This window comes from Methylocystis rosea (genome assembly GCF_003855495.1).
In the GTDB taxonomy this organism is placed as follows: Bacteria; Pseudomonadota; Alphaproteobacteria; order Rhizobiales; family Beijerinckiaceae; genus Methylocystis; species Methylocystis rosea_A.
In genome coordinates this window covers 247,731-264,159 of sequence record NZ_CP034086.1, presented here as the reverse complement: position 1 = coordinate 264,159, position 16,429 = coordinate 247,731, and the positions used below count along the sequence as shown (strand labels likewise).

General features: G+C 59.3%; 10 protein-coding genes. 5 read left to right on the top strand and 5 right to left on the bottom strand.

What is annotated here, in order from left to right:
• Positions 1–486 precede the first annotated feature (486 nt).
• Together EHO51_RS01135 and EHO51_RS01130 are read right to left on the bottom strand one after the other, a co-directional pair.
• Positions 487–1,038, bottom strand: coding sequence for an HD domain-containing protein (locus tag EHO51_RS01135; RefSeq protein ID WP_245434693.1), 552 nt, complete (start codon positions 1,036–1,038; stop codon positions 487–489).
• A 1,074-nt stretch (positions 1,039–2,112) separates the two neighbouring features.
• Positions 2,113–3,132 carry a patatin-like phospholipase family protein gene (locus tag EHO51_RS01130; RefSeq protein ID WP_124737345.1) on the bottom strand — a complete coding sequence of 340 codons (1,020 nt, stop codon included), beginning with the start codon at positions 3,130–3,132 and terminating at the stop codon, positions 2,113–2,115.
• A 226-nt stretch (positions 3,133–3,358) separates the two neighbouring features.
• Here EHO51_RS01130 and EHO51_RS01125 point away from each other — a divergent pair, with 226 nt between their 5' ends.
• Positions 3,359–4,960, top strand: a complete 1,602-nt coding sequence (locus EHO51_RS01125; RefSeq protein WP_245434916.1) for an alpha/beta hydrolase — start codon at positions 3,359–3,361, stop codon at positions 4,958–4,960.
• A gap of 25 nt (positions 4,961–4,985) precedes the next feature.
• Here EHO51_RS01125 and EHO51_RS01120 read toward each other — a convergent pair whose 3' ends face one another.
• Together EHO51_RS01120 and EHO51_RS01115 are read right to left on the bottom strand one after the other, a co-directional pair.
• A complete protein-coding gene (locus EHO51_RS01120; RefSeq protein WP_124737343.1) occupies positions 4,986–5,315 on the bottom strand; it encodes a hypothetical protein in 330 nt (109 codons plus the stop codon).
• Between the two features lie 151 nt (positions 5,316–5,466).
• Positions 5,467–6,513: an AI-2E family transporter gene (locus tag EHO51_RS01115; RefSeq protein WP_124737342.1), complete on the bottom strand. Its 1,047-nt coding sequence runs from the start codon at positions 6,511–6,513 to the stop codon at positions 5,467–5,469.
• Between the two features lie 1,084 nt (positions 6,514–7,597).
• On the opposite strand from EHO51_RS01115, the gene EHO51_RS01110 reads away from it, so the two are divergent.
• Together EHO51_RS01110 and EHO51_RS01105 are read left to right on the top strand one after the other, a co-directional pair.
• A complete protein-coding gene (locus EHO51_RS01110) occupies positions 7,598–8,623 on the top strand; it encodes an adenylate/guanylate cyclase domain-containing protein (RefSeq protein WP_124737341.1) in 1,026 nt (341 codons plus the stop codon).
• 287 nt (positions 8,624–8,910) lie between these two features.
• Complete coding sequence (locus EHO51_RS01105) at positions 8,911–9,891, top strand: hypothetical protein (RefSeq protein WP_245434692.1); 981 nt, start codon at positions 8,911–8,913, stop codon at positions 9,889–9,891.
• Positions 9,892–9,975: 84 nt separating this feature from the next.
• Here the strand turns inward: EHO51_RS01105 and EHO51_RS01100 are convergent, their stop codons facing one another.
• Positions 9,976–13,137 (bottom strand): bacteriophage N4 adsorption protein A, encoded by a 3,162-nt coding sequence (locus EHO51_RS01100; RefSeq protein ID WP_245434691.1) that lies wholly within the window; start codon positions 13,135–13,137, stop codon positions 9,976–9,978.
• A gap of 503 nt (positions 13,138–13,640) precedes the next feature.
• On the opposite strand from EHO51_RS01100, the gene wecB reads away from it, so the two are divergent.
• Together wecB and EHO51_RS01090 are read left to right on the top strand one after the other, a co-directional pair.
• Entirely contained in the window at positions 13,641–14,717 is a 1,077-nt protein-coding gene (gene wecB / locus EHO51_RS01095; RefSeq protein ID WP_245434690.1) for a non-hydrolyzing UDP-N-acetylglucosamine 2-epimerase, read from the top strand.
• Between the two features lie 112 nt (positions 14,718–14,829).
• A complete protein-coding gene (locus EHO51_RS01090; RefSeq protein ID WP_124737339.1) occupies positions 14,830–16,287 on the top strand; it encodes a glycosyl transferase family protein in 1,458 nt (485 codons plus the stop codon).
• The last annotated feature ends 142 nt before the right edge of the window (positions 16,288–16,429 follow it).

Genomic DNA, 16,429 nt, shown 5'->3' with positions numbered 1-16,429 from the left:
TGTCGCGCGCGTCGCTCACGACTCGGAGCGACGCGCGTCTTACTCCAATAACTATTTTTTCTCTTCGGGAATCGTTTGCGTGGGACCAGTGCGTCGCACGCGGGCGACGCGCCTATGACGGCGTGACCCTCGCGTTGAACTTCGGGGCCGTGACACACGCGGCTGGTGATGGAAGGTCGTAAATTGCCGCTCGTTTGACTCCAGCGCCTCCGCATCGGAGGACGCGAGCGTCGCTGCGGGGATCACAGCGGCTGCAGAAAATAGCGCTACGATGAATGAGCGGCGCGACAGTTTCCTGTCTTCTGAAATCTCGACATCCATTTCACCCTCCCAATTTTTTGTTTTGACATCCGCAATCCTGATCAGAATCATGATCGTCGTCAAGCTGCGTCACTTTGACATGTCTTTATGATGTCAGCCCCGCCGCGCTCGCTCGCAAACCTGAAAGGCTGTTCCGCAAGAGCAATTGTCAAAGCATGAGTCAGGTCACGGACATTGCGGCGCACCGACGGCGCCCATTGAGGGATTGTTCAGGCAACGCCTTATGTTGGCCAACGCCGCCGCCCGCCACATTTTTATGGTCTCCGGCCGCCGGAATAGCTTGTCCTCATGCGACAGAAGATTCCTGAGAAAGGCCGCCTGCCCCGCATTGAAGACCTCCTTTGGAATCCAGCTGAATTCAAAACGTATGTCTTGAAAGTTTGCAGCGAACTGCTCCCATGGCAGGGCAAGCGGACTGAGGTCCAGATCGACGAACAGGTCCAGATCTCGCGAAAATCCTCGATAACGCTCTTCGCTGGCCTTGGCTTCGAGGTGATTGGTCGTCGCCATAATCATTTCGTGAACAGCCTCGACGTCAGCTGAATTCATAAGCGTATAACTTTGAAACAGCTCAGCGCTATCTTGAACGTTTAAAAAATCCGCCCGTCGCGTTTGGCCTGCGCCGCGTGTTCGATAGACGACGTCGTGCCAGAAAATAGCTGTCGCGATGAGCTCGGGCCGCGCTGCAAGCGCGGCAAGTTCGTCAAACGCTTGCAAGAGGTCGCTGATATGGCGCCAACTATGGTAGGCGCGCGCGAGATCGCCGTAGGCGGCGTCGAGCCTGTCCCAGGCGGCAGCCTTATGACTCGCCTCAAGTGGGACCCAATAGCGACTTCTGATCTGAGATGCATTCATGTTTAGGCTGGGGCGGTTCTGATTGGTTAAAACATGGATGATTATTTCGTAGCCGGAGCAGGAAGGCGACAGGATTTTTCGAGCCGTAACGGCGCTCTGCCGGCTTCCGCATTTTTGTTAACCACGCGACGGCTTGCTTGATTCTCAAAGAGCGCTCGAGAAGATTGCGCGTCTAATCGCCACATGAAGGTCGCGTGCGGCGCCGCGAAGTTCACCGGCTCATCGAGCGTTGCTTGCGCCAATTATCTGAAAAGACATGCGTCCTTCGTCTTGCCGCTCTGTTCGCGCGGGCGGCGCCGAGGATCGAGAGAGTGCGTTTGCATACAGGAAGCTTGACTTCCCCGTTGTATCGACAAGTATCAAAAGTCTTGAAGGCTAAGCAAGTTGCTCAAAAAAAGGGGAGTTTCCACAATGCGCCGGAACCTGAAAACGCATTTGTTTGCGGTTGCTTGTGCTTCGGTTTTATTTGCGTCAAGCCCTTCGGGCTCGGCGGTTTTGTCGACGACGGCGGATCTCAACGTCGATGGCGCGTCGGCCTCCCATTTCGTGCAGAAAGCCACCATGCACGCTCCGGCAAACAAGAGATGCATTAAATGGACCCGGACATGGAATCCGCGGCACGGAATCGCGCGACGCCGATGTGTTCAGTGGCGCTAAAAACGCCGGTTGCTCGCATGGTCTGAATTGTTAGCGACAGACGAATTTCGATTGTCGAGAAATAGGCGATCGAAACGATCGTGGACAGACAAAAGGGGCCCGAATCGGGCCCCTTCCCTGTAAGCGCAACACTCTAAAAGGCGACTCGCATGATGCTGCCTGGCGGCGAAATGATCGCTTGGCTGATTTTGTGCACGCCCCTGCGCACATCTCGCCGTGCGAGATCGCTGCAAAGCGCACACGACAGATCCGCGGTCCGGCGCCGGCAGAGCCCATGGGTCAGACCTCCTCCAATAACTCATCAAGGTCGAGAGTCGAACGTGCGCCGACGTCGCGCTCATGCCGCTCAAGGAAGGCTTGCGCCGAGCGGCGTCCCTCGTCGCGCAGCATGCAAAGAAAATCCCATTCGGCGATAAGCTTCGAAGACGCGCTCAGCTCCGTCATCATCTCGCTCGAGATCCGATGCATGCGCATGCCAGCCCAGCGTGAGCCCTCTCTGTCGCCGGGATTGGCGGCGCGGCGCAGCAAGGCGATCATGCGGAGCTCCTTGAGCAAAACCGAGTTGAACGACACTTCGTTGAGCCGATTTAGTATCTCCGTCGCCGACCGCGGCGTGCCCTTGCGTTCGATAGGATTGATCTGGACAAGGATTGTGTCCATCGATTCACATTCGCGAACCAGCGGCGTGATCGTTGGATTGCCCGAATAGCCGCCGTCCCAATAGGCTTCCCCGTCAATCTCGACGGCCTGAAACATGGTTGGCAGGCACGCCGAGGCCAGAAGCGCGTCCGGCGTCACGTCCGCGTTTGTGAACACGCGGCCGCGGCCGCTCGAGACGCTTGTCGCGGTGACGAAAAGCTTTATCCGCGCACGCGCAAGCCGCTCGAAATCGACGGTTTCGGCGAGAATCTCCCGCAGCGGATTGACGCCCTTCGGATTGAGGTCATAGGGCGAAAATAGGCGCGACATGATATCGGTCGCGACAAAGAAAGGGGAAGCATCCAGCGTCCAGCGCCCCATCAACACGTCGACAAGATTACGCTGCAATGGACTGAGCCGCGCCGCCTGCGAAACGCGCCGCCAGAAAAGTTCGAGCGCCGCGCGCGCGCCGTCCGCCCCGCCCTCAACATGGCCGCTGATGAGCGTCGCCGCATTCATAGCTCCAGCGGACGTGCCCGAAATGCCCTCGATCTGGAGCCAGGGCTCCTCCAGCAGACGGTCGAGAACGCCCCACGTATAGGCGCCATGCGCGCCGCCGCCCTGTAAGGCGAGATCCACGAGAATCACGTCGCGCGTCATATTCGCGGGCCTCCACTTCTGCGTCAGTCAGACCTCGCAAGTCGAGGTCCAATCAGACCGGCTCCGCGCTTCATCGGCAAGCGCTGTCCAGAGAGTCCGATCGATTTATCCGCTGGGTTCCAGTCGAAATAAATTATAGTCTGTGTGGGAAGCCTCGATTGGGCAAGCAGCTTTTGCGCGGAGTCGATTGTATAAGTCGGCGCGATCGTGAAAGCGGGGATGAATGATGCTAGGCATGGCGCTGAAATTGGCCAAATGGTTTTTGGCGTTGCTGAGCCTTTTCGTCGTTACGTTTTTCGCGGTGCGAATTTACAACTCTCAGCGTGGACTGCCGCTTGATGTCTGGCACACTTACGTGCCGCAAGAGTTGAGCAAGACAGAAATCGACGACGCCGATTGGGAGTCCTATCTCGAGGCGGAGGCGAAAATATTCGCTTCCCTGCGCACCAACGTCAGCCAGCAGTTGACGCCAGAGGAGCAAGTTCCCTTCAATCGCTACTTCGAGGGCAGTCCGGTCTACCCGGGACATTTTGCCCGGGATTGGAACCGGTCCTATCTGCTCGAACCCGCAGGACCGCCGATCGGCGCCGTCGTTCTCCTGCATGGATTGACGGACTCGCCATATAGTTTGCGCCATATTGCATCCCGCTACCGTGATCGCGGCTTCGCTGTGGTTGCGATCAGACTGCCTGCGCATGGCACAGTTCCCGCGGCTTTGACCGACGTGGAGTGGCAGACATGGCTGGCCGCGACGCGTCTTGCCGTGAGAGAGGCGCGGCGGCGCGCGCCTGAGCCGGCGCCTCTGCATGTCGTCGGGTTCTCGAACGGCGGATCGCTCGCGGTCAAATATACGCTCGACGCCATCGAGGATAAGCGTCTTGCTCGGGTCGACCGTCTGATCCTGATTTCGCCGATGGTCGGAATTACAAGGTTCGCGCGTTTTGCCGGACTGGCCGGACTGCCGGCGATGTTGCCCGCCTTCGCCAAGGCGGCTTGGCTCAGCGTGCTGCCTGAGTTCAATCCATTTAAATATAATTCCTTTCCGGTGAATGGGGCGCGCCAATCCTATCGCCTGACGGATGCGCTTGGAACGCAGATGTCGCTGGCGCGTCGAGAGGGTCGATTGACCGCGCTGCCGCCAGTCCTGACGTTCCAATCCGTCATGGATTTCACTGTCAGCACCCACGCCGTGCTTTCGGGGCTTTACGATCATCTGCCGGCGAACGGCAGCGAACTCGTCCTGTTCGACCTGAATCGCAACGTCAAATTCGGTCCGCTGCTGCGCGCCTCCGCGGAGTCCGCGCTCTCCCGCATCGTGCCGCCTCGCGTCAGGGATTACCGCCTAACGGTTGTGACGAACGCCGGCGAAGGCACCGAGGATGCGGTCGAACGCGTCGTTGAGGCCGGCGCCACGGCCGAGCGGACCCAAGCGCTGGGGCTACAGTATCCGAAAGGCGTGTATTCGCTCTCGCATGTCGCATTGCCCTTCCCGCTCAGCGACTCCCTCTATGGCCTGACGCCGGATCAAACAGAGGACTTTGGCGTCCACTTGGGTTCGCTGGCGCCGCGCGGCGAGCGCGGGACGCTGATCGTCAGTCTGGACGCGCTGCTGCGCATGTCGTCAAACCCATTCTTTACCTATATGGCGCAGCGCATCGACGAGCATCTTCCGGCCCGGCCAGACGGCGACGCAACCGAGCAAGGCGGAGCGCCCGTCCAATCGCCGCCACAGGCCGCCCCGCCGCCGCGTCGCCTCCCCAGCGCAGCGCCCGACACGCCTGCGCCGGCCAGCAGCGACCGGCCCGCAAAAAAGCGCTCGCATCGTTGAAGCAGCGGGGTCCGCAAGCGTAATCCTAGGACCGCCTCACGCGCCTCAGGAATAGACGCCCCAGCAGTCCGATGAGATAGCCGCCGATCGTGATCGCCAAATAGACGACGATCACGAAGGCCCAGCGGTCGCTCGCAGAGGCCACTCTGCGGAATACATCCGTCAGGTAGTTTAGATCGATGAACCTGTTTGCGAACAGCCCGCAAGCCACGGCGAGAATTGGCGCGATCCACCACGGAGCCCTGAAATAGCCGAGCAATATGGCGAGCAAAAATACGATCAACCCGAAGATATGCAAAAACTCTAGGAAAATCGCTTGGGAAAGCAAGCCCATGAATCGGATCAGCCAAAGCATCTGACGCCTCTTAGCGCGAATTCAGTTTATCTTATCCGAATTCGGCCGCAGCAGCCATCTCGTTTCAGGCGCGCGCGGCCGAAACCTACAGCGCGCGTCAACGCGGCGGGCGAGAGACTTTTCAAGCGAAGCGCCAAAGCGCCCGCGCGGCTCACGCCGTTTGCCGGGTCGAAGCCCCGCGCCGCCCGCCCGACAAAATCTCCGCCACCCATTGGGTCGACGGGAATTGTTCGAAAATCGTCAGAGCTGCGATCGAAAGCGGGACGCCGAGAAACGCTCCAAGCGCGCCCCACAGGAAAGTCCACAGAACAATCGAAAAAAGCACGATCGGAGGGGAGATCGAGAGAGCCGATCCCGAAAACACCGGCTCCAGATAGCTCCCAATGATGAACTGGATGACTGACACGCCCAAAAAAACGAGCAAGGGCGCTTCAAAGGTTCCGAACTGAACGAAGGCGAAAAGCGGCAGAAGCGCCGTGACGATGAAGGAGCCGATGTAGGGCAGGTAGTTTAGCGCAAAGGCCAGCACGCCCCATGCGCCGGCCATTTCCAGATTCATGAATTGAGCAAATCCCCATACCGCGAGACCTGTCGCGATGCTGGCGATCGTCCGAACGAACATATAGGTGCGAAATTTTTCGCCGATCTTCCTGCCGCTTTCAAGCAGGCGCCGGCTTGTCTCCTGATTTTCCAGCGCTGCAATTCGGGACTGAAAGGCATCGGTTTCCGCTAGTCCCAAAATCACATAGACGAGCACGATGACGGCGAAGGCGAGAACTGTGTTCACTCTCACGGCAAGTATGTGAAGGAGTCTGATAAGCGACGCGGTGTTGAAATGTTCCGCAAAGAGCGTGAAGACGAAAATGTCGTGCTCTTCGAGCCACGCCGTCGATGTCGTCGCCGTTTCCTGGATGCGGTCGAGATTCTGTCTGACCCATTCCAGCACCTCATGCCCGCCCCAAGCGATCAGAGAAAAGAGCGCCAGGATCACGGCGGCGGTCATCGCGACCGTCACGCTCAAAGCGATGGCCTTCCCCAATCTCGCCTGTATGGCCTTCTGCAGGGGCCAAGCAATTGCGATAATGAAGACGGCAAAGGCCACGGGCTCAAGGACCGCCTGCCCGAACTTGCAGGCGGCGAGGACGATAAAGAGGATCACGACAACGGAAGTCACGCTCGTGATGCGACTTTTTTCCATAGTGATCCTCTTGCCATCGGACGCGTGGTCGGTCGTCAAAGATAAGACGGCGAGCGTTTGGGCGTGGCTGCTCTGACGGTCAAGTTTATGAGCCGGTCAGTTGGCGTTGCAAGCGGCCATTTGGAATGGCGCGCGACTGATCGCTGCGCGGGGCCATTCGCGGCCGCGCTCGCATATGACTGTTTTGATGATGACCCGAGGCCGGCGCGGGCTCGTCAACCCCGCCACCCAGCGCCGACGTCAAAGCCGGCGCGCAGCGATCGCTAGGGCTCTGCTCGGAAAGAACGAGTAGAGCCCGGAAAAGTAACCTCTCTCGCGATCTTCCTCGCCGTGAATTGGGCTCTACAATTTCAAGGGGCTTAGGGAGGGCAACGCCAAAACGGCAATTTTGGAGATTTGCCATGAGGACGACCTTTCCCCGAACATGTGCGCTCGCGCTTATTTTTTCTGTGACTGTCTCGGCTGCGATTGCGGCGCCGGTTGGCGCCGTTGTCTCTGCGTGCGATCGGATGCACGATGCAGGGCAAACCTGCAATTACGGCATCAAAGGCAATTCTCTCGTCGGATGCACAAACGACGTCGTCTTCGAATGTCCCGCCGACGGAAGCCGCCAATGCACCGGCTCGAAAAACACGAGCGGGAAATGCAACGAAGACGGTACGGCCGCGCGGGTCTCTACGCTGAAGGGCAATGATCTCTTGGACTCGCTTCATGCGAAAGATCTTCACCAATCCAAGTAGGGATTCTGTCGACCAGGGAGTCCCTCGATAAGGGACTCCCTCAATTAGAGAAAAACGCTCCGCGCGTGCATCCGGGCTCGGGGCGTTCTCTCCTCTCCTGAGACTCAAAATTGATAGCGCTCGAGCTCGACCCGAGCGATGCAGCGCAAGCGCAGCGGATGGCGCTCGCCCTAGATCTGCGCCGAAATTTTAAATCGCGTCAGGCGCGCCTTGCGGCAAATGGCCAAGGAACTTCGGCACTTGCGTCGAGTGCGCGTCGAAGATCGGTCCAGAATTGCGCGGACCAATTTGCGCGTGCGATAACGGCGGCGATCGGCGCCCCCAGCTCGGATTGAAAGAAGCTCATGGATCATTCGCGCAATCCCGGATCCCCGCTCCCGCTGAGGCTGGCTAGAGTCTTACTCGGGCTGCTGAACGTCGCCCTGCTCATCGCGCTTGTGCTCGTCCTGCTCCCGCTCGTCACGCCTTATTTCAAGCATGCGGGTTCATACCGCTGGATCGAATATGTCGAAGTCTTCGACGCGCGGATGATCCGGCGGGTCAAGTCGGTAATCCCGACCAACTTCAAGGGCTATGAGCTGGCGCGTTGGTTTATCGTCGGCGGACTGCTCTTCGGGCGCATGTGGGTCGACGCGCTGCGGCGCAAGGTCTCGACCGCGATCTACCGTGCGACGCTGCAGCGTGACTTCGAGGCGCTGCAGTCCTCCGCGCCGGCCGACGCGCGGGTGCTTGCGCCGGTCAAGGAAAAAATGAAGACGATGGACGCGCGCAACCCAAAGAGCCGCGCGGAGTTGCTCAAGGTCATGGGCGACGCCAAACGTCAGTTGGAGTCGATGGGCCGCGACCTTGCCTTTCTTTCCATTGACGTCGTCGACTCGACCAAGATGAAGCTCGGCGAGGACAAGACATTTATCGAGCACGATTTTCGTGAATACAAGGATCTCGTCGACAGCAAGCTCCGCAGCAACGGCTCGCTGAAGGCGGCTTGGACGCCCGACGGCGTCATGGCCTGCTTTCCCTCGATCGACGCAGCGCTGAAAGCCGCCAAGGAAGTGATCAGCGGTCTCGACGCGTTCAACGCCAATGTGAAGATGATCAAGTCGAATTTCACCGTTCGGTGCGGCATCAACGCCGGGCACGTTTATTACGACGAGCACACGCCGATGGAGGAAATGAGCGACCGCGTCATCGATATCGCCGGCCATATGCAAAAATACGCGCTGCCAGGGACGATCGCCTGCGCGAAGCAGATCATCGAGCCGGTGCAGCAGCGCGGAGGCTTCAACGATGCCGGCAAGGTGGTGGACGGTTACGAGGTCTACCAATGGACCCCGGCAAGCCGTCTGCAGGACGAGCGCGCGGCTTCCTGACGCAGCCTCAAAGCGCGCGCGAGGATTTTCACGCGCTAAATGATCGCTTGATGCGACATAACGAGTAGCGAAATCGAGCCGCTTCCATCAGGCACATGCGCTAAAACGCCTATGGCCTGCTCGCTCACCCTTACTTAAGCTTAGCTGTGGAATCCTCATCGCCGATTGGCAAAGTTGAGTAAGTTGCGGTCTCGGAGCGTTGCGTTTGCTAGTGGGTGCCATCCGTGGCTTGGCTTGAAATGAAATGGGCCTTTTTGCTGAGATCTATCGCCTTGGCGTCGATCTCATTGGCCGACGCCGCGGCCGAGGATGCGTCGAAGCGCCCGGAGGCGGCTGGGAACGCTCCCATTGCAGCGCTGTCGGCGAAGCCGACGATGATCAATCCAGGTCAGTCGGCGACCCTTGCGTTTTCCGCAACGAACGCCGACGTTTGCACGAGTTCGAGCCGCCCGCGCGATCCAAATTTTGTCGTTCGCGACCTGTCGGGCAATGTTCTCGTGCGGCCCGCCCGCACGACGATTTATACGATAAAGTGCAAGAAAGGCGCGGCGTCCACGTCGCATCGCGCTGTCGTGACGGTAACGCCGGAACGCATCATCCTGTCGGAGATTTTCGACAGCGCGGTTCCTCACGCGCCTGAAACCCGAATCGAAGATGGCGAGCTTCTCGCTCACAATTGGAAGTCCGTTTATCACGGCTATGGCTCTAATGCTGTCGCCCGCCTGTTCGATGGCCAGGCGCTGGCGATACGCCCGAAGGAGTCAAACTCTGGGAACGAAACGCATGCCGGGCTGATTAGTGGACCGCATCCGTCTTGGCCCGTCGACGTCAAGGGCAATTTGAGCGTCGAGGCCTCGCTGCACACAGAGAAGCAGTTGCGTCGGAACAGTGCGCCAAATCCGTGGGAAGTGGGCTGGCTTTTGTGGGATTACGTCGACAAAACCCATTTCTACTACTTCATCCCGAAGCCGAACGGCTGGGAGCTCGGCAAAGCGGATCCTGCTTATCCCGGCGACCAGCGCTTCTTGGCGTCGGGAAACCGACCGATTTATCCGATCGGAAATCGATATGTCGTCAAGATTGTTCAGGCCGTCACCCCGACGTCGACGACGATTTCGGCATTCGTCGACGGCGTTCTCTTGACCACCTTCACTGACCGAGAGAGGCCCTATTCGAATGGGCTTGTCGGGTTCTATTCCGAGGACGCCGCAGCGTATTTCCATTCGGTCGTCGTGACGATTCCTCGCGCCGTAGCGACCTCGAAATAGTGATGTTGCCGCAAAGTCGAGTTCTGGGCGGGGGCTCCGTCGCGTTGTCCCGGCGTCAGCGGCGCGCCTCGGACATGCATGCTTTCAAAAGGAAATTCCGATTGTCGCGTTGAGACCGCCTTGACGTCGACTCTCCCCGAAGGGGAACAAATAGCCAATTTGTGCAGTCAAGATGCCGTCAAAGGCGCGATAGAAGTCTCCGCCCAGCCATGTGCGCGCGACAAGCGCCGGACCTGCCCCAAAGGCAAATCGGCGGGTGTCCGCGCTATCATATGTCGCCATGCCCATTGCAGCCGCTCCGAGCACGACGCGCGAGTCAGCGTCCCAATAGGAATAGCCAAGCAAACCCACCGCGTTCTGCAGATACCGGCGCTCGCCAGCCCTGTAGGTGCCGTAGGTCGCAAAGCTCGTCAGCGGCTGCCATGTCGTCTCATGGGGATAGCTTAGATCCGTCGGTTCGATCGCGCCGGCCGCTCCCGCGCTTGGGGCGCTCGAATACGCGAATCCGCCGTAGCCATAGCCCCATGACAAGGCCAGCTGATTGAAGGGTGCGTTTCGCGTGAAATAGTGCTGCCACTCAGCGCTCACCGAGAAATTTATGCCGTCGAACGGACGCAAGCGCAAACCGAGCCGCGAATAGCTCTCGGTGAAGCGCGTCTGGTCCTGGGACCAAAAGCCGCCGATCAAACCCTCGAGGCCAAATATGTACGGCAGGTGGCGACCATCGAACCGGATGACCGTTTCGAAGCTCGGCTGAAGCTGATGCCCGCCCCAGCGTCTTGGACGATCGGCGATGCTGTTGAACACCACATTGGTGCGAATGCTCGCATCCGACTCGACAACCTGCGTTCTGATCACATCTCGATCGCGGGGCGGCCGGGCGCTGAGTGAGGGATCGCTCGACCAGCGGTCGAGCGCTTCCCGAAAGAACTGCGACTCTTTTGAGCGATCGACATAGACGCTCGCATAGCCCGCGTTCAGCAACACTTCGCCGCTGCGCTCGACCGCGAGGCTATTCTCAAAGGCCGCGACGGCGGCGGCATATTCCTTTTGACGCGCATAAAACTGGCCAAGCGTCGACCATCCGGCGGCGTAGCCGGGATGCGTATGCGCGAAGTTGACGAGCTCGTCGCGCGCGCGCGTCAGATCTCCCTGTGTTTCATACGCAGACGACCTGGCGATGGCGATTTCGAGTTCGACCGCCACCCTTTGCGCCGGAGGCAAATCACCCCGATCAAGCGCTTTCACAAAGTCCGCAAATGCGCCGGCGCCGTCTCCGAGAGTCTTCCGAAGATACGCCCTTTGCGCATAGGCTTGGCCCGTGGCTTTGCCGCGTGCAATGAGCGCGTTTGACGCCCGTAGCGCCTCGTCCATGTGGCCAAGCCCTGCGAGGGCGGCGATCGTCACGCGAAAAACCGCCTCGTCGGCTCGGGGGAAAGCCTCGGCCGCCCGGCCATAACGTAAGGCGCTCACCCAATCGCGAGCGGCCAGAGCCTTGAAGGCCTTTTCGGCGACGAGCGTGTAGCGCGCCTCATCGAGCGCCCGCGCGACATTGAGCTTCTGATCGGCCGGAAGTTCGTATTTCAAGGCCTGCTCGAAGTCTGCGGCGGCGCCGCTCACATCACCGGCCTGACGACGCATGAACCCGCGCTGCGCGAGAACCCCCGGGCTTTGCGGCACAGACGCTAGGTATCGATTCGCTTCCGCAAGCGCCTCAGCTTTGCGCCCTTGGCGAAGGAGCGCCGTCAAGAGGAGAAGAACAGGCTCCTCCGCTTTGGGATCGAGACTATGCGCCTCTCTTGCCGCGCGCACCGCCTCGTCCGGCCGCCCCACTTTTAGCGCGTCATAGCCGCTGTTGAGCGCTTGCTGCAGGGGCGTCGCCTCCGCGCCGACCGCCGAACCGCCCGGCTCGTTGGCGCGTTCCGCCTCCGCAAGCGCCAGTTTCAGCCTCTTGGATTGCGCGGGCTCGAGAGCCGGCTGAGCGAGCGCAGCCCGGAAGTCCGCAATGGCGCCGGGCAGGTCTCCAGCCGCGCGGCGGCTGTATCCGCGCTGCGCGAGCAATGTCGCACTCGGCGTATTGTCCTTGATGAACGCATCCGCTTCTTTGACCGCTGCTGCAGCCTGCCGGGATTTGCTCAACGCCGACATGAGCGCAAGTAGCGGCGCTTCGTCGTTTGGATATTTGGCGCGAAGGACGCGCGCCGCCTTCACCGCACGAGCGTAGTCGCGTTTCGCGATCGCCGCGTAAACCTGCGCGAGTTCGGCTTGCACAATGCTGTCCTGCTCAGCCTTCGTGGCTTCTGCGAGCGCATTGCGTAATGTTAATGTTTCGCTTGGCTCAATGTCGGGCGCGGCGAGCGCGGCTTCGAAATCCGCCGCTGCGCCTTTCAAGTCTTTCATGGCGCGACGCAAATATCCGCGCTGGGCGAGAAGACGCCCGCTCGCCTGATTTTGCGAGATATAGCGATTCAGCTCGTCGAGAGCCGCTTGAGCCCGCCCCTGCCGGCTATAGGCTTCGGCGATCAGTCGGACGGGAGATTCAGCTTTTTCATCCAATTTGCGCGCCGCTCGCGCATTTTCTATGGCTTCATTCAGCCGAGACCCGTTGAAGTCCTTATATGCGGCGCTCATTGCAAGATCGAAGAGCGCGACATTGACTGCGGCGGCCTCCTCTTGGGTCAACGCGCCGCTGTCTCGTGCGCTGCGCAGATCCGCCTCGGCGCCGGCGACGTCCATGAGTCGTTTGCGCAGATGACCGCGCAGGGCGATCAGCGCCATCGAATGCTTATGGCTGGCGACAAAGGCGTTGATGACGTCGACCGCCTCGCCAATTCGTCCCGATTTATTTAGAATGTCGGCCAGCAGGCGGACGGGCATCTCGTAATCGGGCGCCAGGCTTCGTGCGCGCTGCGCGTATTTGAGGGCGCCGTCGTAATCGCCCTTCGCCAGACGCGCGAACGCCAGGGCAAGCTCTTGGTAGCCGGGCTGGCCTGGCCGCAGCTCCTCGCGGACGGCGTCATTGTCTCCAGCACGAGCAGCGAGGGGCGTCGTGGGCGCGAGCGCCAGCGCCAAAAAAAGGATTGTTGCGTAAGGCCTTCGGAAAACGCGCCGCACGATGCGCTCCATCTGCGTTGGCAAAAGCCGAGATTCCGACATCAGAATCTTCGAACGCGCGTCACGCGAATCAGGAACGAAACATCTTGTTTTTGCTAACCTACAACCGCAAATGAAGCAAAATCCCGTCATCGGGCGCCTCGGATTCTAGAGGCAATCGCTTGCGCATCGTCGCGCATTCATATGTTTTGCATAGCGCGCTAGAAAACTTAAGTCCAATTCTATACTTAGGCTTAAGCGTGGCAAAGAGTTTACATTCAGACGCCCGACATCGCCGAACACACAGGAGCAAAGACGAAATGCAACTTATGGTGTTAATCCTCGTATTGTTTACATTAATATCCCTCGCCGGCTTCGTCGGCTCGCTTTTTTTCGGCGCGACAGGAGCCACCATATTGATGGTGCTAGGTTTAGCCATCTCCTTTGTCGGAATAGCTTTTTTTATAGGCCGCTAAATATGTCGAAATATTCATTCGACAGCCCAAAACTTCTCAATTATACGGGGAAATAATTTAGCGTCGCTGAGAAGAGCTGAGATGAACGAATTGACGAGCATCAAGAAAAGCGAACTTCGGCTAAGTAAATCCAAACTTTGCTGTTTATGCATCGTGGGGACGCGGCCCGAAGCTATCAAGATGGGTCCTGTCATCGCCGAACTCGAACGTTCGGATTGGGCCTATCCCTATGTGGTGACGACCGGCCAGCACGCTGACGTCGTCGAAGGAGCGCTCAAGGATTTTGGAGTGGTTCCTTCCCGCCGGATGGAATTCGAACGTCGAAACGGCTCGCTCAATGAGCTGTTCGGCAAGGTGATCGCCGAGATGGATCGCGTGATCGACGAAGTTCAACCTGACTGCGTCATCGCCCAGGGCGACACGACGTCGGTTGCGGTCGTCTCGCTCGCCGCGTTTCACAAGAACGTGCCCTTCATGCACGTAGAGGCGGGGCTCCGAACTGGAAAACTCAACGATCCCTATCCGGAAGAACTCAACAGACGAATCGCCGGACTGACCGCGGCCATGCATTTCGCGCCGACCTCGACGTCGCTCAACAATCTCTTGCGTGAAGGCGTCGTTCCTGGCGACTGTCTCGCCACGGGCAATACAGGCATTGACGCCCTGCTGCAGACGGCGGCGCACAAATCGCCTGCCCCGAAGGGGTTTCCGAAATTGCCGAGAGTCATTCTCGCGACGGCGCACCGGCGGGAAAGCTTCGGGGCGCCGATTGAAAGCGCGCTACGGGGCATAAGGGCGGCGGTCGACCGGCATGATGACCTCGGGGTGTTTTTCGTCAGCCATCCCAATCCGAACGCTCATGAGCCGGCGCGCCGGATTCTTGGCGGCCATCCGCGCATCGTGGTTACGGATGCGATCGGCTACGCCGATATGGTCGCCGCGCTGAAGAGATGCTGGCTCGTCGTCACCGACAGCGGCGGCCTCCAGGAGGAAGCGCCTGCGCTGGGCAAGCCCGTCCTCGTGCTGAGGAATACCACCGAACGGCCGGAGGCGGTTCGCGCCGGAGCGGTTCGCGTCGTCGGCACAAACTCCGCCGCGGTGTCGAGCGCGATCTCTCAGCTGTGCGACGATCCAGCGCTATACGCACGCATGTCGGTCCCGGTTTTCCCTTATGGCGACGGCCAGGCGGCGAAGCGGATTGTCGCCGCGATGCGCGCACGACTGGTGCGCTCAGTTCCCGCATTGTCGGCGGCCTAGGCCGCTTCAGCGCTTCGCCATGCCGCCCACAACGCGGCATGGCGCACAACAAGAGGTCCGGCGCGCGCTCGACCTGCCGAACACGCGAGGCTGAAGAGCTTAGGGACGACGGATGTTTGACCTGACGGACGCCACGGTCGCCTATGTCGATGCGCTGGTGGGACTGTTCTTTGTTTTTGGCGTCGCAATTATTCTTTATAGCCTCGACGATGTGTTCGTGGACATTGTCTATTGGGTTATGAGAATTTCAGGAACGATCCGCGCCGAACGCTCTCAGCTTTCTGAACAAGCGCTGCGTGAACAGCCGCAACGCCCCCTCGCGGTCATGGTGCCGGCCTGGCGCGAAGAGGCTGTCATTTACGAAATGTTGAAGACCAACGCCGCCCATTCCGCGACGACGGTTTTTTTTGTAGGCGCCTATCCGAATGATGCGGCGACTCAGCGGGAAGTGCTCAGGGCGGCGGCGGAACTCCCAGAGAATATCCGTCTCGTGATCGGTCCGCATAACGGACCGACGACGAAAGCCGATTGCCTCAATGCGATCATCGCGCAAATCGGCGAATTTGAGAAAACCGCAAACATAAAGTTTGAAGGCTATGTGCTCCACGACAGCGAGGATGTCATCCATCCGCTCGAATTTCCGTTGTTCAGCGCGCTGATCGCCACCTTCGATTTCATCCAGATCCCCGTATATTCCTTTCGGCGCTCGCTCCTTCAAATGACGGCTGGCACCTACATGGATGAGTTCGCGGAGTTTCATAATAAGGATCTGTTTGTCCGGCAGCGTCTTACAGGCATAGTTCCGTGCGCCGGCGTCGCCGCCTGCTTCAGCCGGAGAGCGATCGAAGCTCTGAAGTCCTGGCGTCGGGGCGAGGTGTTCGACCCCATCGCTTTGACGGAGGACTACGACGTCGCCTTCGCCATGAAGTCGCTTGGCCTGAAAGCCGCGTTCGCTCTCAATGAGGCCCCCTATACGCTCGATATTCCGCGGGGCGCCGATCAGGTGCAACGGATCGCGGAGCCGCTTGCGATCGCGACGAGAGAAAATTTTCCGAGCGACTACCGAGCCGCCTACCGCCAGCGCGCACGCTGGCTTCTGGGAATCGGGTTCCAGGGAGCCTCAAAGCTCGGCTGGGGAAACACGCTGGCCGAGAGAATCTTTTTTCTACGCGATCGCAAGGGCATCCTGTCCGGCATCATCGCCGTCGTGGCTTATTTCCTGGCTTTCAACGCTATCGCGATCCTTGTCCTTGGAACATTGAGCGAAGAATGGCGCATCGCCGGCTATGCAATGCTCGACCCTACACTGCGGGTGGTGTTCTTCGTCAATATCCTGTTGCTCATCAACCGGCTCGTTCAGCGGATGATCTTTACGAGGTCGATCTATGGGTTCGGTCAAGGGTTGATGGCGGCGCCGAGGGTCGTTTTCTCGAACCTCATTAATTTCTCCGCGGGGTTGCGCGCACTCTATATTTACGTATGGCGCCATAAAGCGCGTGGGGAACCGCTGAGTTGGGACAAGACGAGCCACACCATTCCCGCTCATAATGTTGAAGCGGCTCAAACATGAATTGAAGCGTCTGGAGCGCACGGCTTCGATCGGGGCCGTGATAAGCCAGTCCCCTTTTTTCAAACATAACGATTACGCATAATGCGGAAAGGACGACGCACGGGCCGGGTTGGGCATTTTGACAATGACTGCTCTTGTGTAA

Excerpts from the sequence above, each read along its gene's own strand:
- EHO51_RS01130 (WP_124737345.1), bottom strand. The coding sequence starts at position 3,132 with ATGACGCGCGACGTGATTCTCGTGGATCTCGCCTTACAGGGCGGCGGC.
- EHO51_RS01125 (WP_245434916.1), top strand. The coding sequence starts at position 3,359 with ATGCTAGGCATGGCGCTGAAATTGGCCAAATGGTTTTTGGCGTTGCTG.
- EHO51_RS01120 (WP_124737343.1), bottom strand. The coding sequence starts at position 5,315 with ATGCTTTGGCTGATCCGATTCATGGGCTTGCTTTCCCAAGCGATTTTC.
- EHO51_RS01115 (WP_124737342.1), bottom strand. The coding sequence starts at position 6,513 with ATGGAAAAAAGTCGCATCACGAGCGTGACTTCCGTTGTCGTGATCCTC.
- EHO51_RS01110 (WP_124737341.1), top strand. The coding sequence starts at position 7,598 with ATGGATCATTCGCGCAATCCCGGATCCCCGCTCCCGCTGAGGCTGGCT.
- EHO51_RS01100 (WP_245434691.1), bottom strand. The coding sequence starts at position 13,137 with ATGACGGGATTTTGCTTCATTTGCGGTTGTAGGTTAGCAAAAACAAGA.
- wecB (WP_245434690.1), top strand. The coding sequence starts at position 13,641 with ATGGGTCCTGTCATCGCCGAACTCGAACGTTCGGATTGGGCCTATCCC.
- EHO51_RS01090 (WP_124737339.1), top strand. The coding sequence starts at position 14,830 with ATGTTTGACCTGACGGACGCCACGGTCGCCTATGTCGATGCGCTGGTG.